The sequence below is a fragment of the Bacillus sp. EU52 genome, from assembly GCF_037964975.1.
Classification (GTDB): Bacteria; Bacillota; Bacilli; order Bacillales; family Bacillaceae; genus Bacillus; species Bacillus subtilis.
This window is the reverse complement of sequence record NZ_CP150177.1, coordinates 255,083-281,019: the sequence shown is the minus strand read 5'-3', so window position 1 is coordinate 281,019 and position 25,937 is coordinate 255,083. Positions and strand designations below refer to the sequence as shown.

The 25,937-nt window shown below is 47.5% G+C and carries 27 protein-coding genes and 1 other annotated feature; of the genes, 5 read left to right on the top strand and 22 right to left on the bottom strand.

Annotated features, from left to right (window positions below; genetic code table 11):
- Window positions 1–42 precede the first annotated feature (42 nt).
- Window positions 43–1,155: an aminotransferase class V-fold PLP-dependent enzyme gene (locus NSU05_RS01555; RefSeq protein ID WP_038428319.1), complete on the bottom strand. Its 1,113-nt coding sequence runs from the start codon at window positions 1,153–1,155 to the stop codon at window positions 43–45.
- A 78-nt stretch (window positions 1,156–1,233) separates the two neighbouring features.
- Here NSU05_RS01555 and pcp point away from each other — a divergent pair, with 78 nt between their 5' ends.
- Entirely contained in the window at window positions 1,234–1,881 is a 648-nt protein-coding gene (gene pcp / locus NSU05_RS01550; RefSeq protein WP_015252900.1) for a pyroglutamyl-peptidase I, read from the top strand.
- On the opposite strand, the gene tatC is transcribed toward pcp, so the two are convergent.
- From tatC to cwlJ, 6 genes are all read right to left on the bottom strand, one after another.
- A complete protein-coding gene (tatC, locus tag NSU05_RS01545; protein ID WP_014475692.1) occupies window positions 1,878–2,606 on the bottom strand; it encodes a twin-arginine translocase subunit TatC in 729 nt (242 codons plus the stop codon). The genes pcp and tatC overlap by 4 nt on opposite strands.
- Before the next feature lie 60 nt (window positions 2,607–2,666).
- A complete protein-coding gene (tatAD, locus tag NSU05_RS01540; RefSeq protein ID WP_003223835.1) occupies window positions 2,667–2,879 on the bottom strand; it encodes a sec-independent protein translocase protein TatAD in 213 nt (70 codons plus the stop codon).
- A 12-nt stretch (window positions 2,880–2,891) separates the two neighbouring features.
- On the bottom strand, window positions 2,892–4,643 hold the full coding sequence (phoD, locus tag NSU05_RS01535; protein WP_014475691.1) for an alkaline phosphatase PhoD: 1,752 nt from the start codon (window positions 4,641–4,643) through the stop codon (window positions 2,892–2,894).
- An 18-nt stretch (window positions 4,644–4,661) separates the two neighbouring features.
- Window positions 4,662–4,838 carry a hypothetical protein gene (locus NSU05_RS01530; RefSeq protein WP_019712346.1) on the bottom strand — a complete coding sequence of 59 codons (177 nt, stop codon included), beginning with the start codon at window positions 4,836–4,838 and terminating at the stop codon, window positions 4,662–4,664.
- Between the two features lie 81 nt (window positions 4,839–4,919).
- Window positions 4,920–5,651: a VWA domain-containing protein gene (locus tag NSU05_RS01525; protein WP_029726969.1), complete on the bottom strand. Its 732-nt coding sequence runs from the start codon at window positions 5,649–5,651 to the stop codon at window positions 4,920–4,922.
- A gap of 105 nt (window positions 5,652–5,756) precedes the next feature.
- Window positions 5,757–6,185: a cell wall hydrolase CwlJ gene (cwlJ, locus tag NSU05_RS01520; protein ID WP_003246500.1), complete on the bottom strand. Its 429-nt coding sequence runs from the start codon at window positions 6,183–6,185 to the stop codon at window positions 5,757–5,759.
- 313 nt (window positions 6,186–6,498) lie between these two features.
- Between cwlJ and NSU05_RS01515 the strand changes: the two genes are divergently transcribed.
- Entirely contained in the window at window positions 6,499–6,885 is a 387-nt protein-coding gene (locus NSU05_RS01515; RefSeq protein WP_014478718.1) for a YndM family protein, read from the top strand.
- Entirely contained in the window at window positions 6,845–6,979 is a 135-nt protein-coding gene (locus NSU05_RS01510; protein WP_119122840.1) for a hypothetical protein, read from the top strand. The genes NSU05_RS01515 and NSU05_RS01510 overlap by 41 nt, the downstream gene beginning before the upstream one ends.
- On the opposite strand, the gene NSU05_RS01505 is transcribed toward NSU05_RS01510, so the two are convergent.
- The 15 genes from NSU05_RS01505 to glnK all read right to left on the bottom strand — a co-directional run bounded on the left by NSU05_RS01505 (window position 6,940) and on the right by glnK (window position 23,181).
- Entirely contained in the window at window positions 6,940–7,626 is a 687-nt protein-coding gene (locus tag NSU05_RS01505; protein ID WP_080121049.1) for an ABC transporter permease, read from the bottom strand. The two genes, NSU05_RS01510 and NSU05_RS01505, sit on opposite strands and share 40 nt — an antisense overlap.
- 18 nt (window positions 7,627–7,644) lie before the next feature.
- A complete protein-coding gene (locus NSU05_RS01500) occupies window positions 7,645–8,568 on the bottom strand; it encodes an ABC transporter ATP-binding protein (RefSeq protein ID WP_003246292.1) in 924 nt (307 codons plus the stop codon).
- A 91-nt stretch (window positions 8,569–8,659) separates the two neighbouring features.
- Complete coding sequence (gene ycbM / locus NSU05_RS01495; protein ID WP_038427309.1) at window positions 8,660–9,595, bottom strand: two-component system sensor histidine kinase YcbM; 936 nt, start codon at window positions 9,593–9,595, stop codon at window positions 8,660–8,662.
- A 1-nt stretch (window position 9,596) separates the two neighbouring features.
- Window positions 9,597–10,277 (bottom strand): two-component system response regulator YcbL, encoded by a 681-nt coding sequence (gene ycbL, locus NSU05_RS01490; RefSeq protein WP_009966453.1) that lies wholly within the window; start codon window positions 10,275–10,277, stop codon window positions 9,597–9,599.
- Window positions 10,278–10,379: 102 nt separating this feature from the next.
- Window positions 10,380–11,312 carry a DMT family transporter gene (locus NSU05_RS01485; protein ID WP_038427307.1) on the bottom strand — a complete coding sequence of 311 codons (933 nt, stop codon included), beginning with the start codon at window positions 11,310–11,312 and terminating at the stop codon, window positions 10,380–10,382.
- 20 nt (window positions 11,313–11,332) lie between these two features.
- Window positions 11,333–11,494 carry an anti-TRAP regulator gene (gene rtpA, locus NSU05_RS01480; protein WP_003234807.1) on the bottom strand — a complete coding sequence of 54 codons (162 nt, stop codon included), beginning with the start codon at window positions 11,492–11,494 and terminating at the stop codon, window positions 11,333–11,335.
- A gap of 97 nt (window positions 11,495–11,591) precedes the next feature.
- Window positions 11,592–11,839, bottom strand: a binding site (T-box leader).
- Between the two features lie 56 nt (window positions 11,840–11,895).
- Window positions 11,896–12,816, bottom strand: coding sequence for a macrolide 2'-phosphotransferase MphK (mphK, locus tag NSU05_RS01475; protein ID WP_038428318.1), 921 nt, complete (start codon window positions 12,814–12,816; stop codon window positions 11,896–11,898).
- Between the two features lie 276 nt (window positions 12,817–13,092).
- On the bottom strand, window positions 13,093–14,625 hold the full coding sequence (gene garD, locus NSU05_RS01470; RefSeq protein ID WP_038428316.1) for a galactarate dehydratase: 1,533 nt from the start codon (window positions 14,623–14,625) through the stop codon (window positions 13,093–13,095).
- Between the two features lie 91 nt (window positions 14,626–14,716).
- Window positions 14,717–15,418 carry a FadR/GntR family transcriptional regulator gene (locus tag NSU05_RS01465; protein WP_003234813.1) on the bottom strand — a complete coding sequence of 234 codons (702 nt, stop codon included), beginning with the start codon at window positions 15,416–15,418 and terminating at the stop codon, window positions 14,717–14,719.
- Window positions 15,419–15,487: 69 nt separating this feature from the next.
- Complete coding sequence (gene gudD / locus NSU05_RS01460) at window positions 15,488–16,855, bottom strand: glucarate dehydratase (protein WP_038427302.1); 1,368 nt, start codon at window positions 16,853–16,855, stop codon at window positions 15,488–15,490.
- A 36-nt stretch (window positions 16,856–16,891) separates the two neighbouring features.
- Window positions 16,892–18,259, bottom strand: coding sequence for a glucarate transporter GudP (gene gudP, locus NSU05_RS01455; protein WP_014475680.1), 1,368 nt, complete (start codon window positions 18,257–18,259; stop codon window positions 16,892–16,894).
- Between the two features lie 84 nt (window positions 18,260–18,343).
- Window positions 18,344–19,810, bottom strand: a complete 1,467-nt coding sequence (gene gucD / locus NSU05_RS01450; RefSeq protein WP_038428314.1) for an alpha-ketoglutaric semialdehyde dehydrogenase GucD — start codon at window positions 19,808–19,810, stop codon at window positions 18,344–18,346.
- A 29-nt stretch (window positions 19,811–19,839) separates the two neighbouring features.
- Window positions 19,840–20,766 (bottom strand): 5-dehydro-4-deoxyglucarate dehydratase, encoded by a 927-nt coding sequence (gene kdgD / locus NSU05_RS01445; RefSeq protein WP_038428312.1) that lies wholly within the window; start codon window positions 20,764–20,766, stop codon window positions 19,840–19,842.
- A gap of 227 nt (window positions 20,767–20,993) precedes the next feature.
- The gene (glnL, locus tag NSU05_RS01440) at window positions 20,994–21,938 is read right to left on the bottom strand and encodes a glutamine utilization two-component system response regulator GlnL (RefSeq protein ID WP_003234824.1); all 945 of its coding nucleotides are present in this window, start codon (window positions 21,936–21,938) and stop codon (window positions 20,994–20,996) included.
- 10 nt (window positions 21,939–21,948) lie between these two features.
- Window positions 21,949–23,181: a two-component system sensor histidine kinase GlnK gene (glnK, locus tag NSU05_RS01435; protein ID WP_082200993.1), complete on the bottom strand. Its 1,233-nt coding sequence runs from the start codon at window positions 23,179–23,181 to the stop codon at window positions 21,949–21,951.
- A 301-nt stretch (window positions 23,182–23,482) separates the two neighbouring features.
- On the opposite strand from glnK, the gene NSU05_RS01430 reads away from it, so the two are divergent.
- Together NSU05_RS01430 and NSU05_RS01425 are read left to right on the top strand one after the other, a co-directional pair.
- A complete protein-coding gene (locus NSU05_RS01430; RefSeq protein ID WP_014475676.1) occupies window positions 23,483–24,466 on the top strand; it encodes a glutaminase in 984 nt (327 codons plus the stop codon).
- A gap of 22 nt (window positions 24,467–24,488) precedes the next feature.
- Window positions 24,489–25,925 carry an alanine/glycine:cation symporter family protein gene (locus NSU05_RS01425; protein WP_003234831.1) on the top strand — a complete coding sequence of 479 codons (1,437 nt, stop codon included), beginning with the start codon at window positions 24,489–24,491 and terminating at the stop codon, window positions 25,923–25,925.
- The last annotated feature ends 12 nt before the right edge of the window (window positions 25,926–25,937 follow it).

Sequence of the window (25,937 nt, the reverse complement as noted above, 5' to 3'; positions counted from 1 at the left end):
TATGAAAAGCCCCTGACTAATGTTCAGGGGCTTTTTTTATGTTTACTTATGGATCGTTTTCGCCGCGATTTCATCAATCGCGTGCCGCATTTCCTCCTTCGTATTATAAAAATGGGGAGCGAGACGGATGACATTGTCCCGCGGCGCGCAAATCACTTTTTTCTTCTTCAGCAACGCCGCCGTTTCCGATGCCCGCTCATCCCGGATCGCAACCATGCCCGGCTGACCCCCACCTTGTGCCGCCGCCAGCTGTAGGCCTTTTTCAGCGGCATATTGAACTGCATCGGCACAGATCGTTTTCACATGATCCCGGATATGAGAAACCCCAATATAATTCAGCAGCGATAAAGCCGCTACAGCTGCGGATACGCTGATAAAAGCTGGGGTGCCCGTTTGAAAACGACGCGCGCCTTTTGCATAAGCCCCATCAAATCCGTTCTCTCTGCCGAACCAAGCTGATGCTTTCGGCTTCAGTGCGTCAGCCAGCTCCTTCCTCACATAAAGAAACGCCACACCCGGTATGCCGAGCAAATACTTCCGGGTGCCTGCCGCCAGCATATCTACGCCCCATTCCTTCACATCAATGGGAATATGCCCGGCTGATTGATAAGCATCTACAAACAATAAAGAGACCTTTCTCTGAGAAATCTCGGCAATCGCTTTTATATCCTGAACATAGCCGTCACGATAATGAACGTGAGGAACACACGTCAGTACTGTTTCATCCGAAATATGCTTTTCATACTGTTCAAGCGGCAGCACGCCGTCTATTGATGGAATGACGGATACGGTATAATCGGAGTGTGCCTGCCAAACATGAGGCACCGCCGGAAAATCCATATCTGTATATACAACGTGCTTCTTTCCAAATGCAGTTAAGGACGATGCTACAGAAACCAGCGCATCAGAAACTGACGGCACAATCGCCACTTCATCCGGTTCAGCCCCGATCAGCTTTGCAAACTCGTTTCTCGCAAACTCTGTTTTTTCGATCGCTTCTTTCCAGTTCGTCCCCATATACAGCAGGCTATCATGATAATCCTGGATCGCCCTTGATACAGGCTCTGCCAATGCGCTCTGAGAACAGCTGGCAAGCATCGTATGCGTCTGCAAGGTTGGGAATAAATGACGATACTGCTGCGGTAAATGCTCCATTATGATTCACTCCTTTACATTATTTTGATGAAAAACCCATAAATAAACAATAGAATAAAAGAAAAAGGAGATGAGAAGATGAGAAAAAAAGTGCTGATCACTGGCTTTGACCCTTTTGACAAAGAAACCGTCAATCCATCATGGGAAGCGGCGAAACGGCTTAATGGCTTCGAGACGGAAGAAGCCATTATTACAGCGGAACAAATTCCAACCGTCTTTAGATCCGCTCTGGGCACTCTGCGCCAAGCCATTCAAACACATCAGCCAGATATCGTGATTTGTGTCGGCCAAGCAGGAGGACGGATGCAGATTACACCGGAACGGGTGGCGATCAACCTTGCAGATGCGCGAATCCCCGATAACGAAGGACATCAGCCGATTGATGAAGAGATTTCTCCAGATGGGCCCGCCGCTTACTGGACAAGGCTTCCCGTGAAACGAATGACTGCTAAGATGAAGGAGCACGGCATTCCAGCTGCGGTTTCCTACACAGCGGGGACCTTTGTATGCAACTATTTGTTCTACGGGTTAATGGATCACATTAGCCGGACATCCCCGCACATTCGCGGCGGTTTTATTCATATTCCTTACATTCCGCAGCAAACAATCGACAAAACAGCGCCGAGCCTCAGCCTGGACACGATTGTCCGGGCATTGAGAATCGCCGCTGTTACGGCCGCACAATATGATGAGGATGTGAAGTCACCGGGCGGTACGCTGCACTAAGCGGCCGCCGCTGTTTCTTCCCTCAGCCTCTTTTTGTAGACAAACGCCGATAGGGTGACACTCACTTCAAACAGGACAAGAAGCGGGATCATCACGAGAAAATCAGAAATAAAATCAGGCGGTGTAATCAATATAGATACGACAATCAGCAGAAAATAGGACAGCTTTCTCGCTTTGGCCAGTCTGTAAGGATTTAAGATGCCCAGCCTTGTTAAAAACATCACCACCAAGGGCATCTCAAACAAGAAGCCGAACGGCAGGCTCAAATTCACCATAAACCGAAAGTAGCGGTCAGCCGTAAACATCGTTTCAAAGTGGCCGGAGGATAAATGAGTCAAAAAGCTGAGCACGATCGGAAACAAGACAAAGTATCCGAAGGAGATGCCCGCCAAAAACAACGCAAATAAACCTGGTATGTACATGAGCGTCACCTTGCGCTCCGTTTTCGTCAGCGCCGGTGCAACGAAACGCCACAGCTGGTACGCGGCAACAGGGATAGAAGCCGCAATGGCACAAATGCCGGAAAGCATCATATACACCCAGAGGATTTCACTCGGCCCAAGCACAGCCAGCTTTCCATCCAAATCCCTGATTAGCCAGTCATAAATGTCCTGTACGAACAAAAAAGCCGTGATGAGAAATAGAAAAAATGCCGCGAGGGTTACGATAATCCGGCGGCGAAGCTCTTCTAAATGCCCGATCAAATGGGTTTCTTTTTTATCCATTCAAAAAAGCCCTCCCTTTCATAAAAAAAGAGGCAGACCCGGTGTCTGCCTCATCAGCATTCAGCCCGCGTTTTTGTCCTGCTTTACCGCTGTCAGCTCAGCTGATTTCTCTTCTTTTTCATCACCAGACACAAGTGATTTTGTGGCGCTTTTAAATTCCAGCAGTGTCCGTCCGGCGGCACGCCCGATTTCCGGCAGCTTGGAAGGGCCAAAAATAATGAGGGCGATGACGAAGATCAGAATCAAGCCCGGTATTCCAATGTTTGAAAACATAATTTCCACTCCTTAATTCGTGATTTTTGCCCGCTTCTTAATCATTTGTTTTTCGTGGGCTTTGTTGTGCGCAAAGAAACGATCCTCTTCGACCTCATCGGATTGCTTCACCCCGCCTTGGATTGTTGTGGATGATACCTTTCTCAACCCAGTTTGGTCTTTCTGGTAAACGAATGAAGCCCGCGTAGAAATGGCTGCGCCCGGCTCGGTCACAAACGGCATCACCCGATAATCGGCTTTCCACTGGTGAGGCGTCACTGTACAGCGGACATATCCGCGATAGTCGTTAAAGAACTTGATGTGCGGATTTTCTTTTAAAATTTGGTCCGTATCCGCCCGCTTATCGGCGCCGTTTCCTCCGGATGTGATCGAGGTTCCGACAAATTCGGCTCCGAATATTTTTGAACTTGTCTTCTCGAAATCGACATGCAAATTCGATGCCCAGCTTGCGTGTACATCACCTGTCAGTACGACAACATTATTCAGATTTTTGCTTTTAATGAAATTGATCACCCGTTCGCGCTGAGCCGGGTAGCCGTCCCACGAATCCATGCTGTAGATCGGGCTTGCGCTTGTCCCGAAATTCCACTTGGCAAAGAAAATCTGCTGCGCCAGCACATTCCAGTGGGCAGTCGAGCTGCCCAAATTGTTGAAGAGCCACTGCTCCTGTTCTTTTCCAAGCAGGGTCCGATTCGGATTGCGCGATTCATCAGAAGGCGGCTTATTGCCGTCGTTATTGGCTTGGTCGTCCCTGTACTGGCGGGTATCAAGCACATTGAAGGACGCCAGGTTTCCGTACGTAAAGTGCCGGTACAGCTGCATATCTGGGCCATTCGGCAAAGAGGAAATGCGGAGCGGCATATGTTCATAGTATGCCTGGTATGCTGCCGCGCGGCGGAGCACGAATGCTTCAACCGACTGTCCTTTTTCCGGTATTTTATTGGCATAGTTGTTTTCAACTTCATGGTCATCCCAAGTTACAACCCAAGGGAATGCCGCATGTGCAGCTTTAAGATTGGCATCAGAACGGTATTGAGCGTGACGGTTCCGATAGTCTTGCAGCGTAATGATTTCCGCGCTGTTGTGCGTGCGGACATTGCCTGTTTTTGATACATATTCATTTGGACCGTATTCATATATGTAATCACCGAGATGGAAGACAAGATCAAGCTTTTCCTTTGCCATATGCTTGTAGGCCGTATAATATCCGTGCTCATATTGCTGGCAGGAAGCAAATGCAAAGGTCATTTGCGGCACATTGGCGCCAGGGGCAGGCAGTGTTTTTGTTTTTCCGACAGGGCTTAGTTCATGGCCGGTTTTGAAACGGTAATAGTACACTTTGTTTGGCTCAAGCCCGTCCGCTTCCACATGAACGGAATGGGCAAGACTCGGTTTAGCCATTTCAGTGCCTTTTCTTACGATTTTGCGGAAATGCTCATCCTTTGCGACCTCCCATTTGACAGGCACTGCTTGCTTCGGCATTCCCCCGCCATTCAGCGGATCAGGTGCCAGGCGCGTCCAGAGCACGACACTGTCAGAAAGCGGATCACCTGACGCTACCCCTAATGTAAACGGATAGCTTGAGAATTTAGGCGCAGCATTTACTTCAAAGGCCCCAACCGACTGGGCAATCGTTAATCCAAGAGAAAGTCCTGCAATCTTCCCCGCTCCTTGAATAAATTTACGGCGGTCAAACGTATTGTTTTGAAAGCTTTCCTCTTTCAGTTTCTGTACCCATTCATCAAAACGACTGTCGTATGCCATTCAAGATCCCCTCTCTCCTCATTGATCGTCTCCATTATAGGAAATCATTGTTAAACGACTGTGAAGAAGTGTGAACTGATTGTAAGCGCTGAACATCAAAAACAGGTCTTCCCTCACAAGCCTGCCGCTAAAACATGCCGAAAGCTGGCTGAATGACGCGTTTTCTGCATATCCTGTCGTTTGCAAGCCGCCCATTCGGCCTATTTTTCTTCACATGATCTTAAAAAAACAAAAACACCGAGCCATTTCGCAGAATGACTCAGTGCTCTTTATCAGTTATTTCGAAAACAATCTGCTGAAAAAGCCCTTCTTTTTCGGCTTTTCAGCAGGAGGCTCTTGTTCTCTTACAATCCCTTTTTCCTTCGCTTCTTTCAGCCAAAATGGAAATTCAGCAAGCAGAGCATCATAAAGCTCATCATCAGAAATGCGGTCAATCTCTTCGATATGCAGGAAGTTCGTGTTATCAATGACACGAACTTCTAACGTATCCAGTTTATTGAGAAAATCAAAGTTTCCGTTTCCGATGCCGACAAACTGCCAGAACACCGGTTTATCAGAAGAAGCTTCAATTATCGGTTTGATTGACTTTTTACAGCCCCCGTCATTGATAAAAACAATGAAAGCAGGATACGAGCTCGGTTCCTCCGTAACATATTTGCGCAGCACGTCCTTCATGACTGGCGGCTCATCATTTCTGCCGAATTTATGCAAGCGGTCATTATTTAAAATTTCACGATCGACATAGCCCGAAAAATCCTTTTCTGAAACTGGCTTTAATCGGGAAAATTCATTATCATACACCCATACATCCAGCAAACCGTTATCATCAAACTGATCAGCCACTGCCAAAATCCGCTCCACCACATTTTGAACCGTCCCGTTTTTGTAGAGCGGTCTCATCGATCCCGTAATATCAAGAACCAGTCCAACACGAGCCGTCACCTTCGTTAACTGCTTTTTCTCCAGTACGATCTTTACACTTTTCTTTTGCAGGTCAATTGTTGCCATTCTGTCATCTCCGTCAGCTCTTTTTTCTTTGATTATCTCACAGGAATATTTTGCATTGCATCTTTTCAAAGAAAAACACCGTTCAATTTGAACGGTGTCCTGTCTCTAAAATGTGTTATATACATTTTCACACGTCTCCGCCGTCGGCTGATAAAAGCAGTGTGACTTAAATCTGGCCACAAACGGCTGGTTATACCACTGGGCTGGACAGTCCCCCTGCGGCCTGAAGTACCATAAACTAAATTTTGCAGGCCAGCGCCTTTCACCATTAATCGACCGGCGTGCAAGGGCACGCTCGCTATCTCGCGCCCTTTGATAAAAATATCCATGAGTCACAGCCTCAAACGCGTGTGGCTGATAAATCATCTGCCTGATGGTGCGGAGGCCTTTAAAATCTGAGCAATTCGCCCGCAGCCGATTAATTCCAACGTTGCCGACAAGCAGCATCCCCTGCTTGCCTTCGCCTTCCGCTTCCGCTCTGAGCAGCCTTGCCATCAAATCGACATCCGCACTCGTTGCTCTCACGACCGCCATCACGTCACCTCCCCTTGATCTCTTTTCATCATATTTCATTACTTCAGAAGTGATGACGGAGGGACAGGAGAAGTTTTTAAATTTATTCATCTAAAAACAGCAAACATAATGGGCTGTTGGGCATCAAAGCAGCGTCCGGTGCAGTACAAGCTTCACGTTTCCGCTGTCGAAGCGCCGCAGCCTCAATTCCTGGATTCACATCATTGACCCCTCCCCAGCAGATTTGCACCCGCCTCCGAAAAGAAATAAGGTTTAACTTTTTACATTTGAGGAATTATACATAACAAATCAAATGACAAAAGGAGGAATTGTAATGACACATGTGAAAGCGCTCGCTATTAAAGGTATTATGACGATTATTGTGTTGTATCTGGTGCTTGGTCTGGGCTTTGGTTTCACGTTTGGTGATACGCTGCTAATGACGATTGTGTTAGGGGTTATTTCTTATTTGCTGGGCGATCTTTATGTATTGCCGAGATGGAATAATATGATTGCAACTTTGGCTGATTTTGGCTTGGCCTTTCTTGTGATCTGGCTGATGGGCATGCCGCTTTCCCTGGGGATGACTGGCGGTGAAGTTGCATTGGCGGCTTTATTCGGCGCGATCGTCATGGCAATCGGTGAATATTGCTTCCATTTCTATATGATGAGCAAAGAGATTGGCAAGAAGCATTATCTTGAAACAAGAACAGACTCATAATGGAAAGGCCGGTGCTGACAGCATCGGCCTTTTATACATATTGGGCGCCTTTGTTTACGCATCCTGCTTGTCCGCATTCCTGATCGCCATGTAGGAAAAGAACAAACCGAATGCCGCTAACGATAACGGGATATACACAACAGATGAAATCGAGAAGCCCGGACTTGTTGAGCTGATGAGCATCACAATTACTACAGATGAAATGATGGTCGCCGGAACCGAGTGTCTACGCATCCCAAAAAAGATGGGAACTAAACTGGTTCCAGCGGCGCCAAAAGCGAAAACCGCCATTTTGACCGCCTGTTGAGAAATGATCTCGGAAGTAAGCTCTCCCGGTATGAAATGGTAGATCGAGTTCAGCCAAAAGAAACCGGCGGCTATGAGTATATTTGAAAGTAAAATCGTGATAAACGTCAGTCCGCCCGCGATCATGAGCTTAGCGGTGAGCAGCTTTTTACGGCTGATCGGGTACGTGAACATCACAAGAATGGTTTTGTTTTTATATTCCGAAATCACCAATTTTACGATCAGCACAGCGCCAAATACGATAAATACCGCTCTGACGAAGGTGCCGATGATGAGGAATGCTTCATCCGTACTTTGGAACGAAACCCCGCCATCGGCTTTTTCGGAATAACTGATCAGCCACATAAAACCCATAATGATCACGTTGGCAATGAGGGCACCTCTGATATACCAGCCCATTTTCATTTTTCTTAATTCGATTCTGATCAAATTCATCAACGTGTCTCTCCTCCTTTACGCACTGATGCTATTGCCGTTGATCAATTTGATAAAATAATCCTCCAGCGACGTATACTTTTTGTTCATTGATTCAATGTCTACATCATTTAAAATCAATGCTTTGGATATGGCAGCCTGAGAGGCTTCAGCCTCGTAAATTCGAATCGTTTTCTCATTTAATATTTTAAAGTTGGTTAATTGCAGCTCTTTCTCCAGCACAAAGCAGGCCCTTGTCTGATTCGGCGTGACAAGCTCAATGTATTCAGTGTTCTGGCCCCTGACATCCTCCATTGATACCTCTTCAAGCAGCCTGCCGTCCCGAATGACGCCGATTGTGTCCGCGATTTGTTCGATTTCACCCAGCAGGTGGCTTGAGATCAGCAGCGTCATACCGTACTCTTTGCTCAGCACTTGAAACAATTGCCTGATCTTTTTAATGCCGAGAGGGTCAAGACCATTCACCGGCTCATCCAGAATAAGCAGGTCCGGCTTCGTGAGGATGGCACGCGCAATTCCAAGGCGCTGCTTCATCCCGAGGGAAAAGGTTTTGACGGGTTTTTTATCGATTTGTTTTAAATTCACCATATCCAGCACTTCTTGTATGGCTTTTTTATTGTGGTATCCCATATATTCACAATGCAGATCTAAATTTTCTTCAGCTGTCAGGTTTTCATAAAAAATCGGATATTCAATCATGCTGCCGATGTTCCCCAGCACCTCATATGACGTGTGGGTGAACTTGTTCCCAAGGATGATGATTTCACCGCTTGTCGGTTTGACAAGGCTCGTTAGCATTTTCATAATGGTTGTTTTCCCCGCGCCGTTCGGGCCGAGAAAGCCGTAGATTTCACCTTTTTTAATATGCATGCTGACATTGGATACGACCTCTTTGCCCTGATACGTTTTGGTCAGCCCGTTTGTTTGTACGATATAAGTCAACTTTGTTTCTCCTTCCCTCTCTTTTCCTGTTTTCTATTGTAGCGGCGAGCCCTGTCATTTTTATTTCTCAAACCTTAAGAAATTCTTACGATTAATATGTCATGCGTTTCAATGTGATCGTAAATGCAGTCCGTTCGTACGGCTTGCTTTGGACGGATATGGTGCCTCCCATTTTTTCTGTAAGCCGTTTTGTGATGGTTAAACCCAGGCCGCTTCCTTGAAATGCTTTATTTCTGGATTCTTCAAGTGTGTACAGCCTCTCAAACACCCGCTGCTGATCGGTTTCACTAATCCCTTTTCCGCGATCCCATACGGTGATGGCGATGTTCCTCTCATCATAAGACAGCGTCATGCCGATTAACTTGCCAACCGCGCCATATTGAATCGCATTGGATAATAGGTTTTGTAGGATTCTGTCCAGTGCCTCTTCATTCGCCTGCGCATACACCGGCGTATCCGGTATATCGATGGCTGCTTGAAAGCCTTTTGACTGAACAGCGTCATAATAGTGCAGGATATTTCGTTTGCATATGTCGTTCATATGTACTTTGGTAATCGGGATCTCTTTATCTTCAGATTCTAATTTCGCTAAATCAAAAAAGGAGTTGATCATCTGAATGAGTTCATTTGTTTTCTGGCGGAGCTTCCCCAGCAATCTTTCCCGCTCTTCGTCCGGCATGTTCGGGTCACTTTGAATGGCTTCGATATAACCGAGAATGACCGTTAACGGCGTTTTCAGGTCGTGCGACATATTGGTCAGCATCCGCTTCATGGATTGCTCTGTTTTGGCAAATCGAGCGCTGATCTGCTGACGATTCTCAACGATAAGATTGATGTTAACAAGCAAGCCTTTGAGCGCATGATCGTCTGTAGGAAGCAAAATTTGTCCTGCCGAATCCCGGCTGAGCATGTAGCTAAGCTGGTCAGCCGTGTAAGCCAGATTCCCGTCCCGCTTCTTTTTCATTATGAATTGAATCACATTCAGACACGCCAGAGCGATGACAGCGGCCACCCATAGCACTGTCATTCTAAAACTCTCCTAATTTATAACCGATGCCCCATAGCGTTTTAATATATTGAGGGGAGGAGGGGTCATCCTCAATCTTTTCTCTGAGCCGCCGCATATGTACGTTAATGATGTTCTGATCATCAAAGTACTCTTCATTCCAAACGGAACGGTAGATTTGTTCTTTCGTAAACACTTTTTTAGGATTTGATGCAAATAAGCACAGCAGCTGCCATTCTGTTGACGTCAGCTGGAGCGGCTCTCCGTTTTTCAAAACGGAAACATTGTCTATATCTATCGCAAGCTGGTGAATCCGGATCACCTTATTCACAGCCGGCTCCTCTGCCGAATATTGCGTCGCCCGCCGTATCGCGGCTTTTACTCTGGCTGTCAGCTCAATCATCGAAAACGGTTTGGCGATATAATCATCCGCCCCAAAACCCAGTCCCAATGCCTTGTCCACATCTCCGTCTTTTGCCGAAATCATTAAGACCGGTATATTGCTTTTTTCCCGGATGATTTTCAGAAAATCCATGCCGTTCAGCTTCGGGAGCATGATATCAAGGAGGACCAAATCGTATGAACCCTGCTGAAACAGCCGGATGCCCTCTTCTCCGTCGAAAGCATGCACAATTCCAAAGCCTTCTTTTGTTAAATAATGATCCACCATTTCACTGATTGAGTGGTCGTCTTCTACAAGCAATATGCGCTGCATCTTCTCACCTAACCTTTACAAAATCAAAAAACACACACGTAATTACACTTATTGTAATTGAAAAACGTGTGTGTTTTATATAAATTATTCTTATTTTCCTGTTTTCAGCTTCCTGTATTCCATCACCGTAATGACAAAAAATACGGCACCGCATCCAATGACTTGAATGAGCCCGAGCCGTTCACCGAGAAATAAAGCTCCATAGAAAATCGTCAGGATAGGCCCTGCCATTGAAATGGCGGCGGCTCGCTGTGCCCCGATTCGTTTTATGCCCTCAAGCATTAGCACAAATGGAATCACTGTGGTAACGACTGCAATTACCGCGAACAAACCATACATAGAAAGCGGATATGCTGCCATTGGCGTATTCATGCCAGCCGCCGATTTGATCCCTGTGTAAAGCATCATGGCAGCTCCAGCAGCTGTCATCCCGTATGCATTGAGACGGATCCCCCCGATTTGATGGACGAGATGCCCGGAAAGGACAAGATAACCAGCATAGACGGCCGAAGATAACAAAATGAATACAGCTCCAATCATATTCGCCTGGAAAAGCTCAGCATTCCAGCCGCCCAGCGCCAAGAAAAGCCCAAACATGACCGCCAGAACTGCGAAAAGGTCCTGAATTGAGGACATTTTCCGGTCACGACACGCGGTGAATCCAAACACAAACAACGGATAGCTCATCAGCAATATACGTTCAACCATTGCGGATACATGGTTCAGCCCGATAAAATCAAGCAAGGGAGACAGAAAAAAACAAAACACTCCCGCGCCACAAGCCTTCCATAGGTCTCCTTTTTTCTTACCGTCTGGCATTGGAGGACGATATATTAAAAAAATCAGCCAAAACAGCGGAACAGCCAGCAGCTGCCTATATAGCAGCACGGCATCTGGCTCAGCACCCATTTGGTATGCCCATTTTATCCAAATCGATTTAGACGCAAAACAAACTGTTCCGATCAGCAAAAAAATCGTACCTGCTGCGGCCTCACGAATCTTACTCTGCTCTTCTGCTCTCATCTCAGCTCAGCTTTTCTCCTTTACTTATTCAAATGCTTTTGGATAAAATCCAGAAGCGTATATCCTTGAGCAGTCAGAATAACACCTTTTCCGCTGCAGGCCGGGCAAGGTGTTCCTTCGATTTCTCCCGCTCTTTCACATTTAGGACATGCGACCTCAAGATCATCAGTTGCAATGACCATTTGATATCCTCCTTTCTAACTCATCTGCTATGCCACCACCAGCCATCGTCCATTGGCCGTCACCTCCTTTAAGAAACACAAAAAACCCCCGTCCTATGCAAAGGACGAGGGTCTCGCGGTACCACCTTTATTAACAGCTATACAGCCGTTCACTCTAAGTACAGAAAACCTATGTTTCGATACTCCTCTCTTGGTAACGGGGAGAGAAACCCGGCATCGCCTACTATCCGTTCAGCAAAGCAATTCAGAAGCCCATTCGGCATCAGGGGAGGATCGGTTCACACCTGCCACCGACTCTCTGAACCTCCATTCTGATGCGTACTTGCTCTTCCTCACGATTGTTAATCCGTTCTATTATTTGTAGAGTTTATAATACTCGGTTCATGAAACGAAGTCAATTCTTAATCCGATGTTACACCAAGTGCTTCCAGCGCCATATTGATGTGTTCCTCCTGCTGTGTTTGCAGAGCTAGCTTGGCGATTTCCACCGGATACGCCGCCTGCATCTCTGAAATGTGTTCCTGCATTTTTGCCCATATCCGGCCGCCTGCTTGATTATAGTATTCAAGTAAACGGGCAGTTTCTTTTTCCCCGAAAATGGTTTGATAAAGAACAAAATCCTTGGCTGGATCGGCAACCTTCGCTTCTGTCCAATCCAGAAGTCCTGTGACACGTTCATTTTGGTCGATAAGAATATGCGGCGGGTGGAGATCGCCGTGTATCAGTGCAGAAAAACAAGGCCAGTATGCATCATCATCTATCCACTTTTGCCATCTTTCCCAAAGCGTCGTAGATACACCAAGCTTATTCTTCACATCAACCATAGAGTCTGCTGTCATTTGCCTGAAATCTTCTGGCCTTATCACTTCTATTCCGTATTGCCCAGCAGATATTTGATCCGTGCCATGTAATTCAGCCAGTATGTCGGCAAGTGTGCGGACAAAGTCGTCTGACGGCGGCTGATGATCCATATTCCATACATATTGCTTTTGTTCCAAGTCAATTCCAGCAGCCGGAGTTCCTTTTAACATGGGGTAAGCGATCAATTCCGGTGTATGAATTCTCCAATCCGGCACATCAGCAGTCAGATTCGCGCGGAGAAAGGCAAGCGTTATGCCTTCTGCAGATGCTCTTTCCACAACATCACTTCGCCGCGGTTTTCGCAGCACCCATGGCATACCTGTGTCGTCCTTGGCAAATACAACTTGAAAGTCCATTCCGGTTTCATTCAATTGCGCGTTCTCAGAATGAACCGTCAAACCTTGGCTGCGTGCAAGCCCGACAATCTCAGTGATACGCTGTTTTTCGTTAAGGTTTGTCATCCCATTTCCCCTTTCTCATGCTCCGGCCTGCAGTAGAGAGAAGGGATGCTTGAAGGCACAAAAAAGGGCAGGCACGCCACCCTCTTTTTTGATAACCATATAAGGGCTCATACATAGGCGGATTCATCCCGATTCTCTCGCATTCAGGCGAGAGTTGTTCACTATTGAATTCGTGTCACTCGGAATCTAATGAATGCCATGCTGTAACCCCTCCGTTTCCTATACGCTGATTTTCATTTTACAGCATATTCCATCTTTCCGCTATAAAAACATGAATCAAGTCACTGGAGCAGGATTAAACAAGCACAAATCATTATGAAGGCCCCAACGGTCAGCCCACGTTTGTTTGCGGCCGCTTGCCACATCCAAAATCGTCCTGAAGATTTCCCAGCCTACGTCTTCGATACTGGCATCTCCTGTCGCGATTCGGCCGGCATTGATATCGATTAAATCAGCCCAATGCTCTGATAAGGAATGCCGAGTCGATACTTTCAGCACCGGTGCAGCAGCCAGGCCATATGGTGTTCCCCTCCCTGTCGTAAACACCTGCAGATTCATGCCCGCAGCCAGCTGCAGGGTGCCGCACACAAAATCGCTTGCCGGTGTCGCCGCGAACAGCAGGCCTTTTTGCTCTGCTCTTTCACCAGGGCCGAGCACGCCGGAGATGGGGCTTGTGCCTGATTTCGCCACCGAACCTAACGCTTTTTCCACCACATTGGATAATCCGCCTTTTTTATTGCCTGGTGACGGGTTTGCGCTTCGGTCTGCGTCTCCCCGCCGGAGATAGCTGTCATACCACTTCATCTCTTTGATCAGTGATTGTCCGACCTCTTCACTGACAGCCCGCGGCGTTAATAAATGAATGGCATCCCGCACCTCTGTCACTTCAGAAAACAAAACCGTTGCACCTGCGCGTACCAATAAATCAGCCGCATACCCCACGGCAGGGTTCGCCGTCACGCCTGAAAACGCATCACTGCCGCCGCATTGCAGGCCGATAACCAGATCCGAAACAGGGCATGACACCCGGGTTCTGCTGTTCAGCCTGATTAACCGTTCCTCCGCCATTTCCAAAATGGATTGGATCATCGCCGCAAAACCTCGGTGATCCTGAAGCGATAGAATGTCATCATCATTTTCGGAGGAAATTCTTTCCGGGAGGAGCTTTTCACATCCCAATCCGATGACCATTACTTCTCCGCCGAAGTTCGGATGCTTCGCGAGATTTTGAATCGTGCGGATCGGAATGACAGCGTCGGGCGCATTGATCGCCACGCCGCATCCGTATTGATGATGCAGCGGCACAACGTCATCGACATTTGGGTATTTCGGCAGCAGCTCTTCTTTTATTCGTTTGACTGCATAATCCAAAACGCCAACAACACATTGAACACTTGTCGTGATGCCGAGGATATTTTTTGTCCCTGCACTGCCATCCGCATTTCGGTACCCTTCAAACGTGTAGCCTTCAAGAGGGGGCCGCGGCTGCGGCACTCTGTTTGCGAGAGGAAGATCGTCTAACGCCGGAGGAGCGGGCATTCTCACGAGGGCTTCCTGTATCCAGCTCCCGCGTTTGATCGTCTCATCAGCAAATCCGATCACCTCTCCGTAACGCACGATCTCGTCCCCTTGATTGAGATCGGTGAGGGCCACCTTATGGCCTTGAGGAACATCCTCTTCAAGTACGAGCCCGCATGAGAAAACAGTGCCCTTTGGCAGTCCTCCATCATTTACAATAATCGCAGTGTTATCTATTTCATGCACTTTGATGTAAAGGGGGGCTTGGTTCTTCCTGAGGTTCATCGCCATATGAAAATCACTCCTCATATCTTAGTAAGCGTTTTCTAAATTGGTTTTAAAAAAACCGCAGCTCTTACGTTTCAACTGCGGTTGCTCACCATTATTTTTCATCCATTCCTTTTAAAATTTTGTCACGGACAAATTTCAGATGTTCATACATGTGGTAATGTGCTTTGTACGGATCTCTTTTGGCAAGGGCGTCGTAGATTTTTTTGTGATATTCGACCGTTACATCTCTCTCCCTGTACGGAATTTGGCTGTCAATTTTCGCATGGGTAATCAGCAGGGACTGAATCATCCCTTCAACGACGGGGTTATTAGCGCTTAACGCAATAATTCGATGGAACTCTTTATCCGCTTCACCATAAAGATTGTCAGTGCTGTTGGCAATATCGTCGATCGTCTTCTGCAAACGCTGAAGCTCTTCCTCATTGATTTTTTCCGCGGCAATTGTCACGAGTCCGAGTTCTAGCGCCATCCGCGCTTCAATGATAGCCGGAAGATTATCAGTGGCCAAGGCAAGCATGACGGAAAACGGCTGCATGCCGATTTTATCGTTGAAATATGTGCCCCCTCGTGTTTTTCTCGTAATGACGCCCAGCGTTTCAAGTGAACTGAGCGCCTCCCTAAGCACCGGCCTGCTGACATGCAAAATGTCCATCAGTTCCATTTCTGTCGGCAATTTGTCTCCGGCCCTCAACTGTCCGCTCGATAATAAATGGACAATCCGTTCGATGACCTGCTTGGCTAATGTTTTCCGATTGACTGTATCGACTTTCAAATCCTCTAAACCTTCGTACACGAACAACTCTCCCTTCAGTTGTTCAATTGTAAGACAAAATAGCGGATATGACAATATTTACAATCAAACTTATCGCACAAGACACGGGCGCTTCCGGTCAAATTCCCAGTTGCTGATCAGAAACTGCATTGGGATCGCGTCATTCCGTGCGCCTAAATTCATTTTCCGATAGATCTCATGCGCTTTTTCCACTTGTTCCATATCAATATCGACGCCTAGTCCAGGCTTATCCGGCACCTTGACACAGCCAGAAGAAATCTCAAAAGGCTGTTTCGTTAATCGCTGCCCGTCCTGCCAGATCCAATGGGTATCAATCGCCGTGATGCGCCCCGGAGCCGCTGCTGCTACATGGGTAAACATCGCTAGGGAAATATCAAAGTGGTTGTTGGAGTGCGAGCCCCATGTCAAACCCCAATCATGGCACATTTGCGCAACCCGCACCGACCCTTGCATCGTCCAAAAATGCGGATCAGCCAGCGGTATATCGACCGCGTGGAGCTGAATCGCGTGACCCATTTCCCGCCAATCAGTCGCAATCATATTTGTCGCAGTCGGAAGCCCTGTCGCGCGGCGGAATTCAGCCATTACTTCACGAGCGGAGTAGCCATTCTCATCCCCGCATGGATCTTCCGCATACGCGAGCACATCTTGCTTTCCTTTGCATAATGCAATAGCTTCCTCTAATGACCATGCCCCGTTCGGATCAAGAGTGATCCTTGCCTCTGGAAAACGTTTCGATAATGCGGTAACAGCTTCGATTTCCTCTTCTCCCCGCAGCACCCCGCCTTTCAACTTGAAATCCTGAAAGCCATAGCGCTCCTGTGCGGATTCGGCAAGACGCACAATGGCCTCCGGCGTCAGCGCTTCCTCATGGCGCAGACGGAACCACGCGCAATCTGACTGCTCATCGCTTTGATACGGCAAGGTCGTCCGCTTTCGGTCGCCGATGTAAAAGAGGTAACCGAGCATTTTTACTTCATCACGCTGCTTCCCTTCGCCCAGCAAAGCCGCGACCGGTTCCTGAAGAAACTTTCCAAGCAAATCTAACAAAGCCGCTTCCAGTGCGGTGACGGCGTGCACAGTGGTGCGCAAATCAAACGTCTGGTTTCCTCGCCCTCCCCTGTCCTGATCGCCAAACTGCTTTCTGACCGTTTGCAATATCGCTTGGTACGCACCGATAGATTTTCCGACAACAAGCGGCTCTGACAGCTCCAGTGTGCGCCGAATATGCTCTCCGCCAGGCACCTCGCCGACTCCCTGATTTCCGCTGCTGTCCGTTAAGATTACGATATTCCGGGTAAAAAACGGGCTGTGTGCTCCGCTTAGATTCAGCAGCATGCTGTCATGTCCCGCAACAGGAATCACCTTCATTTCAGTAATTGAGGGAATATTCGATCTTTTCTCTTTTTGAACCTGCTCTTGTATCGGTGAACTCATGCATTTTCCTCCCTTTATAAAGCGCTTTCATAAATATTAGACAGGCAACGATTGATCGGGGTCTTGTTCTTGTTTCTTTAACACTACCCGTTTGATCGGCCCGACCAGCAGCAAATAGCTGAGGATCGCCGCAATCGCGTTAGCGCCGACAAACACAAGCGCGCCATTGAAAGATCCAGTGGCATTGACAATGTATCCGATAATAATCGGTGTTGTAATTGAGGCAATATTCCCGAAAGTGTTGAACAAACCGCCGCTTAATCCTGCACATTCTTTCGGAGACGTGTCCGACACGACAGCCCAACCCAATGCGCCGAAGCCTTTTCCGAAAAACGCGAGCGACATAATGACAACGACGAGCCATGCTGAATCTGTGTAGTTGCAGACAATCATACTGCAAGACAGCAGCATGCCGGCAATGATTGGCACTTTTCTTGCAAAGGTCAGTGAACGGCCTTTTTTGAGTAAGATGTCTGACACAATACCTCCAAGCACGCCGCCGGCAAATCCGCACAGCGCCGGCAGGGAAGCGACAAACCCAGCTTCAAGAATAGACATGCCGCGGGCCTGAACCAAATATACCGGAAACCATGTGAGAAAGAAATAGGTGAGAGTCGTAATACAGTATTGCGCGATGTACACGCCAATCAGCATGCGGTTCGTTAACAGCTGTTTGATATACGGCCATTTCGATTCTGTTTCTTGTTTGCTTTTACTGTCATCCATGGAAATCAGCCCGCCGCCCTGTTCGATGTACGCAAGCTCAGCTTCATTAACCTTTGGGTGTTTTTTCGGTTCATACACCGTTTTTAGCCAGATGACAGCCAGAAGAATGCCTGCAATACCCATGACAACGAAGACGGAATGCCAGCCGAAAGAGTGGGTAAGCCAGCCCATTAAAGGAGAAAAAATGACGATTGCGAAGTATTGTGCTGAATTAAAAAAGGCTGAAGCTGTCCCGCGCTCGGAGCTTGGAAACCATGAGGCAACAACTCTGCCGTTTCCGGGAAATGAAGGCGCTTCTGATAAACCAACCAGAAAACGCAGTGCAAACAGCAGGATAATCGCTGTGCCGGCGGAGAAAAAGCCAATCGCCCCTTGCAGCAGCGTAAAAAACGACCAGAAAAAGATGCTTAACGCAATGATAGTCTTTGAACCAAAACGGTCCAGCAGCCAGCCGCCCGGAAGCTGTCCGATGACATAGGCCCAGCCAAAGGCAGAAAAGACATATCCCATGGCGACCGAGTCCAATCCCAAATCGTGCTGGACGGAATCTCCGGTGATGGAAAGCGTCGCTCGATCCGCGTAGTTAATAGAGGTCACAAGAAACAGCATAAACACGATGAACCAGCGCACGGACGTTTTTTTGCCCGCCGGTGTAACATTCGCAAAGTCTTTTTTCATAGTATCTTCTCCTTTTCAAAGTAGAGAATCATATGCTGGCTGTGATAAAGCCGGGAAAGAGACGCATGCCTCTTTCCAGCACCATTACGGCTTCACAAAAACGGTTTTGATCGCTGTGAAAAAGTCCTTCGCTGCCTCACCCTGTTCTCGGGAGTGGGAGCTCGACTGCTTCATGCCGCCAAAGGGAGCCTGCAGCTCAACACCTGCGCTTTCTGCATTGATCCGAACCAGTCCGGCATCGATTTCATCAATGAAAGAAAGCATTCGGCCGATGTTTTCCGTAAAGATGGATGCACTTAAACCAAACTTCACATCATTGGCGATGTTCAGTGCCTCCTCCATCGAGTCCACCTTGATCAAGGCGATCACCGGACCGAAAATTTCCTCCTGGGCAATTGTCATCTCAGATGTCACATTGTCAAAGATGGCAGGCTGAACATAATAGCCGTTTTGATACTTTCCGTTCTCCAGCTTTTCTCCTCCTATTAAAAGGGAAGCCCCCTCCTGTTTGCCTTTCTCAATGTATGACAGGCAGTTATCAAGCTGATTCTTGCTGGCAATCGGTCCCATCCAGACATCCTCTTTTAAGCTGTCTCCGATTGTAATATCTTTTGTGCGCTGGAGCAGTTTTTCTTTAAAGCGCTCATAAATTCCGCTTTGTACAATGACACGGCTTGTCGCGGTACATTTCTGGCCGGTTGAACGAAAGGCCCCCGTTATGACAGCTTCGGCCGCAGCTTCAAGGTCAGCGTCATCAGCTACGATGACAGGGTTTTTGCCGCCCATCTCAAGCTGGTACTTGGCTCCCCTCGCTAAAGCGGCTTGCCCGATGATTTTTCCGACTTGATTTGAACCGGTAAACGTAACGGCGTTTACACCCTCATGCTCAGCAAGCCCCTGCCCGACAACAGAACCCGGGCCTGTCACCAAATTGATGACCCCTGCCGGGAGCCCCGCTTCCTCAAAGCAGGCAATGATCTTCGCGCATGTCACAGCTGTTTCTGTCGCCGGTTTGATGACAACGGTATTGCCGTATACCAATGCCGGCGCCATTTTCCAAATCGGGATCGCCACCGGGAAATTCCACGGAGAAATCACGCCGACCACACCGAGCGGAACACGGGTGGTAAACATGAGCGCGTCTTTGTCAGTAGACGGAATGACGTCACCCGTTTTTCGCATGCCCTCTCCGGCATAATAGCGCAGAATGGCAATCCCCCGGGCTGTTTCTCCCTTCGCTTCCGGCAATGTTTTACCCATTTCACGCGTTGCACAGGCGGCGATTTCCTCCAAGCGCTGCTCCATGATATCCGCTGTTTTGTATAAGTATTGGCCGCGCTCGGCACCCGTCAGCTTTCTCCAAGCCGTTTTGGCTTCATTGGCGGCGGCGACGGCACGTTCCACATCTTCAGCCGTTGAATTCTGTACATATCCGACAATATCATTCACATCGGCAGGGTTTTCGACCTTGACCATATCGCCTGATTGAGACTTAACCCACTCTCCGTTAATAAAGTTGAGGTACGTGTTTTGTTCCGTGATCACAGACATGCCCATTGCCCCTTTCGTGTTTTTTCTGGTCAAACCGTCGCGGCTTTTTTCGGAAAACGGTCAGCCGCCTGCTTCAAAATTGTTTCCAATTGCTGATAATGATCTTTTTCAACCGGGCCGACAGGCGGTCTGGCTGTATTCCTTACATTCAAACCCATGATTTCCATACCGGCTTTAATCAAGGATACGGCGTAGCCTTTTCGTTGTTTGCGAATGTCGTTGATCGGCAGAATCACATGCCGATAGAGTTCCTTCACAAGCTCGTCATTTCCGTTTTTCAATGCATCATAGAACATTCGCGAAATATGCGGGATATAATTTGAAATCGCTGAAGAGTAAGAGTGGAACCCGATCGGCAGATATGCCGGCATCGTCACTTCAGCCATCGGCATTCCGTTGAGCCATCCCAAGCGGTCGCCGATCGTATAGACGAGGTTGATATTCAAATCCATATTTCCTACCCCGTCTTTGACACCGACAAGCTGTTCACATTCGGTCAGACGTTTGATCTGTTCAACAGAGAGAACTGCGTTATCGCGCTGATAAAGAATCGCGTTCAAGTCAGTGCTTTCAATAATCGTTTTCGCATACTGGTACAGCCCCTCCTGTTCGCCATGCACCAAATACGGAGGCAGGATCAAGTAGCCGTCGGCGCCTTTTTTCTCCGACAGCTGCGCCCAATCAAGCGCTGTGCTGAGGTTGCCGCCCACCCCCGTGTAGACCGGCACCTTTCCTCCGGCTGCCGAGACTGCGACTTCCACCATTTGCTCATATTCCTTCTGGCTGAGAGATTGGAATTCACCAGACCCGCAAGCGATAAATATCGCTTCCAAGCCCTCATTCAGCAAAAACTCAATGTTTTGAAAAAGAGCTTCTTCCTCCAGTTTTCCTTGTGTGTTAAAAGGAGCAACCGGAAAACCTAAAATTCCAGCGGGTGCTTTTCTGATACGGCTCATCAACATAACCTCCTGTTATTTGTGTATACAGCCTCTATCTGTAAGCGCTTTTATTAATTTTTCTTTCACATCCGCTCCTTCCCCATATATCCTTTTGTTTAATTGTAAGACAAATAAACAATAAGTCAATATCTTTATTTTCTGATATTTTATAAAAAAGCGGTAAATCACTGTCCGGCCGGGATTCTGCGCAGCAAAAAAACAGCCAGGTCAGCCGGCTGTTTGGTTTATATCCTTCTTTGTTTCATCGTCTCATGCAAAAGCTTTGCTTCCAAAAAAAACACGTGGATGAATTTTTTCATATTTATTCTAGCAGGTGCAAGGGGTTTTGCATCCTTGGATTGGAGTTCTTTCATTTTCTGGCTGACAACCGGAAAATCAAAGAATTTCGATGCATAGGTTTCAAATTTTGGATTCGAAAAATCAGTTGTGCCCAGTGAAGCAAAATGGTGCAGCGAATGAATAATCGCTCTGCGGATACGCTGCTCCGAGGCTTTCATTTCGCGATTGACTTCCGTCTGTGAGGCCCCTGTCCCCAGCTTCCGTACCGCTACTTGGGTGAATATTTGTTTTAGCGAAGGGCTTTGTTTTTCGTGCGGCTCGGATTGCTCGTGTTCTGCTAAATACTGCAGGACCGCCATGAGATCATGTGCGCCGCCTTCTCCCATCATGCCCAGCTCGGACAACAGGAATGTTCCTGCCTCTTTTAAACCGCTGTCACTCTTCTGCTGGGGACGCGCTTTCCGTTCAGTCCGATTGACAAGCCGGCTTAGAGAATGCTGAATGGCTCCAATCGAGTGTTCAAGCTCGATCCGCTCCTTCACCTTTTGAAGAACCGTGACAATTTCAATGCGGTTAATCGGCTTATGGATAAAATATTCGATGCCGAGCGAGTACGCTTCCCCGACCATTTCCTTCGCCTCCACTTGAGAGATCATTACGATTTTGCCGGAGTACGTATTCTGTATCTGACGAATCGTCTCAATGCCGTCTCTTCCGGGCATTAACAGATCGATTAATAAAATATCAATCTGCTTAAATTGCAGCATATGCCCTTCCACTTGGCTTCCGTCGTCTGCTTCACCAGCAGCTTCCCCGAGATCTTCGTCCTCAATGATCTGCCTTAAAATTGACCGCACCGCACGGTCATCATCTGCAATAAAAAAACGCATAGCTTTTGGTTCACCCTTTCTGAATCAAATGCCGGACAGGCAGCCTGATGGCAAACACCACTCCCCGCTGCTGATTATCAAACGTGATATCCCCTTCTAGCTCTGTCACGATTTCCTTTACGTAGGAAAGTCCGATACCCGTAGAAGGCGTGCCAAATTCGTCATATTTTGAAGTAAAGCCCGGGTCAAACACAATGTCTCCGATTTTCTCGGAAATCCCGGGGCCATTGTCTTCCACCTGGAATTCTACCATACTCTCATTTGGCTTACGGAGCCTCAGGCTGACCATTCCCTCTTCATCCATAGCCTCTACCGCATTTGCTGTTAGATTATTAATGATCGAAAGCACGATAAATACGTGATATTCGTCATGCTCTCCCTCGATCGAGCAGTAAAAATCAATCTGCTTCCCTAGTGCTTCAGCGTACTTTTCATTCATTCGAATCACGAGCTGCAGCAAATCAGAAGCCCTCATATAATCTCTCAAACTCTCATTCGAAATCAGTTTTGAAAGCCCTGCGAATATCCGCTGGTTGTCCTTTTTCACTTCATGAATCTCTCCGGCCAGTCTCAGGATTCTGCCGCTCAGCTGAACATCCTTGCTCTTCATTTCCCGATAGAGCTGATACGAATCGTTTGTCACTTTCTCTGTCGTTTTCAATGTCTTTTTTAGGTGCACCGTTTCTTCATATAAATTGGAAACGATCATCAGCATGTGCTCGTGCTGCTGCCTTGTCTGTTTTTCTCTCGATTGTGTTTCATACAGCTTCAGCACACTATAAAAGCTCATCACAATAAATGTGTGAGAAATCGCAATCACCGCAATGTCAGTGATTTTCTCAGGCGTGACAACCGTATGAAAAATGAGAAATTGCACAGTTAGCTCGACACAATCTGACACAACTTCAATCATAAACCCAATGAAACCGAGCATAATCGGCCGTTCACGGAAACGATTGGCCTTTAATATGGAAAACAGACAGGCGTAAGTCATATAAAAGAAAAAGCCAGACGCTTGATCATACAGAATCGGAGTCAGCCCATTGTGTCCTCCGCCCCATAATTCCAGAAAGACGCGAAAGATGAAAACAGCCGCTCCAGTCAGAAAACCCGGCAGCACAGCGGGCACTTGCCGCAACAACGATAAAAAGAAGAAAAAAACCGGTGCCCCAAAGCTGACCCGGAATTCTTCATTGAGGGGATAAAATTTCAGTTCACCGGCCAGCGGCACCGTAATCAGCATGAGGGCCAGTATATATCCGTCTTTTTCAATAAACCGTTCCAGTTTTATGTTGATCACATCCTCGCTTTTTATTTTGGGGAATCGAGAGAAAACCTGCAAATTGCTTTTGACCCAGAACATGAGGTTTTTATAAATCTTACTGCTTATTTTCAAAATGTTTTTGTCGTATTTTGTATGATTCTGTAGTCTCCATTATACAGTAATTATACCTTCCGCTATTATGAAAGCGTTTAACGCCCCTTTAGCCTTCGTTTTGATACACCTCAGTCCTTTAAGAAAAAAATCAGTGAGGAGGAATTCGATGAAAGAATTGATAAAAGAGCACCAGAAAGACATAAACCCGGCGTTACAGCTTCATGATTGGGTTGAATACTATCGCCCTTTTGCCGCCAATGGACAAAGCGCAAACTATATCCCCGCTTTAGGAAAAGTCAATGATTCACAGCTCGGCATCTGTGTATTGGAGCCTGATGGAACGATGATACACGCCGGCGACTGGAACGTCTCTTTTACCCTGCAAAGCATTTCAAAAGTGATTAGCTTTATTGCCGCCTGCATGAGCCGCGGCATTCCCTATGTGCTGGACCGCGTAGATGTCGAGCCGACAGGTGACGCCTTTAATTCAATTATTCGGCTCGAAATCAACAAGCCGGGAAAGCCGTTCAATCCCATGATCAACGCGGGTGCCCTCACCATCGCTTCGATCCTTCCCGGAGAATCGGCATACGAAAAGCTCGAGTTTCTTTACTCGGTGATGGAAACTTTGATAGGAAAACGGCCGAGAATTCATGAGGAAGTATTCCGTTCTGAATGGGAAACCGCCCACCGCAACAGAGCGCTGGCCTACTATTTAAAAGAAACAAACTTTTTAGAAGCTGAAGTAGAAGAAACACTTGAGGTGTACTTGAAGCAATGCGCTATGGAGAGCACTACAGAAGATATTGCGTTGATCGGCCTGATCCTTGCTCATGACGGGTATCATCCGATTCGACGCGAGCAGGTGATTCCAAAAGATGTGGCAAAATTAGCCAAGGCATTAATGCTGACGTGCGGCATGTACAACGCTTCAGGCAAATATGCGGCGTTTGTCGGCGTGCCGGCCAAAAGCGGCGTCTCCGGCGGCATCATGGCGCTGGTGCCTCCAAGCGCCAGAAGAGAACAGCCTTTTCAATCCGGATGCGGCATCGGCATTTACGGGCCTGCCATTGATGAATACGGCAACAGCCTCACTGGCGGTATGCTGCTGAAGCATATGGCGCAGGAATGGGAGCTCAGCATTTTTTAAATATGAAAAAAGAGGTGATTGTATGCAGCAAATCCTAGAACATATCGTCGGTATTGCAAATGATCTTTTGTGGTCAAAGCTATTAATTGTTTTGCTCCTTTCTCTGGGAATCTATTTTACGTTCAGGCTTAAGTTTTTACAGGTTCGCATGCTGAAAGAAATGGTCAGGGTATTAAGAGAAGGTGCTGCTTCCCGGTCAAAAAACAGCATTTCTCCGTTTCAAGCCTTTTGCATCAGCATGGCGGCCCGTGTCGGAACGGGAAATATTACGGGCATTGCCATCGCCATTGCACTCGGCGGGCCCGGTGCAATCTTCTGGATGTGGATTATCGCCATTATCGGATCAGCATCCAGCTTTGTGGAAAGCACACTGGCTCAGATTTATAAAGTGAAAGATGTAAACGGCTTCCGCGGCGGGCCGGCGTATTACATGGAAAAAGGGCTGAACAAAAGGTGGATGGGCGCGCTGTTCGCTGTGTTAATCACCTTATCGTTCGGTATCGTCTTCAACTCGGTTCAATCCAATACAGTCAGCCTTGCCTTTGAAAACGCGTTCGGCACAAACCGCCTGACATTGGGACTCATTTTAATTGCTGTATTCGGCACGATTATTTTTGGCGGAGTCAAGCGCATTGCAAAGCTGGCTGAATCCATTGTCGTCGTATTGGCTGTCCTGTATATCGGAGTTGCGTTTTTCGTCATTTTCACCAACATTACGCAGCTGCCAAGTGTGCTTGCGCTAATCGTGAAAAATGCGTTTGGTTTTGATCAGGCCGCCGGCGGGGCTTTGGGCGCGGCACTCATGCAAGGCGTCAGACGGGGAATCTTTTCAAACGAAGCGGGAATGGGAAGCGCACCGAATGCCGCTGCCACCGCCACAACAAGCCATCCCGTCAAACAGGGGCTGATCCAAGCTTTTGGTGTACTGACAGATACACTGGTCATTTGTACAAGCACCGCCTTTATCATCCTGTTTTCGGATGCCTATCATACTCCGGGTCTGAGCGGAATCGCCTTGACACAAGCCTCCCTCAGCTCCCATGTCGGATCATGGGCATCAGGCTTTCTCGCCATTCTGATTTTGTTATTCGGATTCTGTGCTCTAATTGGAAACTATTATTATGGCGAAACCAATATCGGCTTTTTGAACAAAAGCAAAAAACTGATTTTTGTCTACCGTATCGGCGTGCTGGCAATGATCGTGTTTGGCTGTGTTGCCAAAGTCCAGCTCGTCTGGGATCTTGCTGATTTGTTCATGGGTTTGATGGTCGTCGTGAATTTAATCGCGATTTTCTTACTATCAAAGGTCGTTTTTACTGCGCTGAAAGACTATACACGCCAGAAAAAAGCAGGCAAGGATCCGGTCTTTTATAAAGATGTGCTCAAAAACCATAATGGCATTGAGTGCTGGCCGGTTTCAGACACAAAGACTGACACGCACAACAAACAAATATCATAAGAAAAGGGTGTT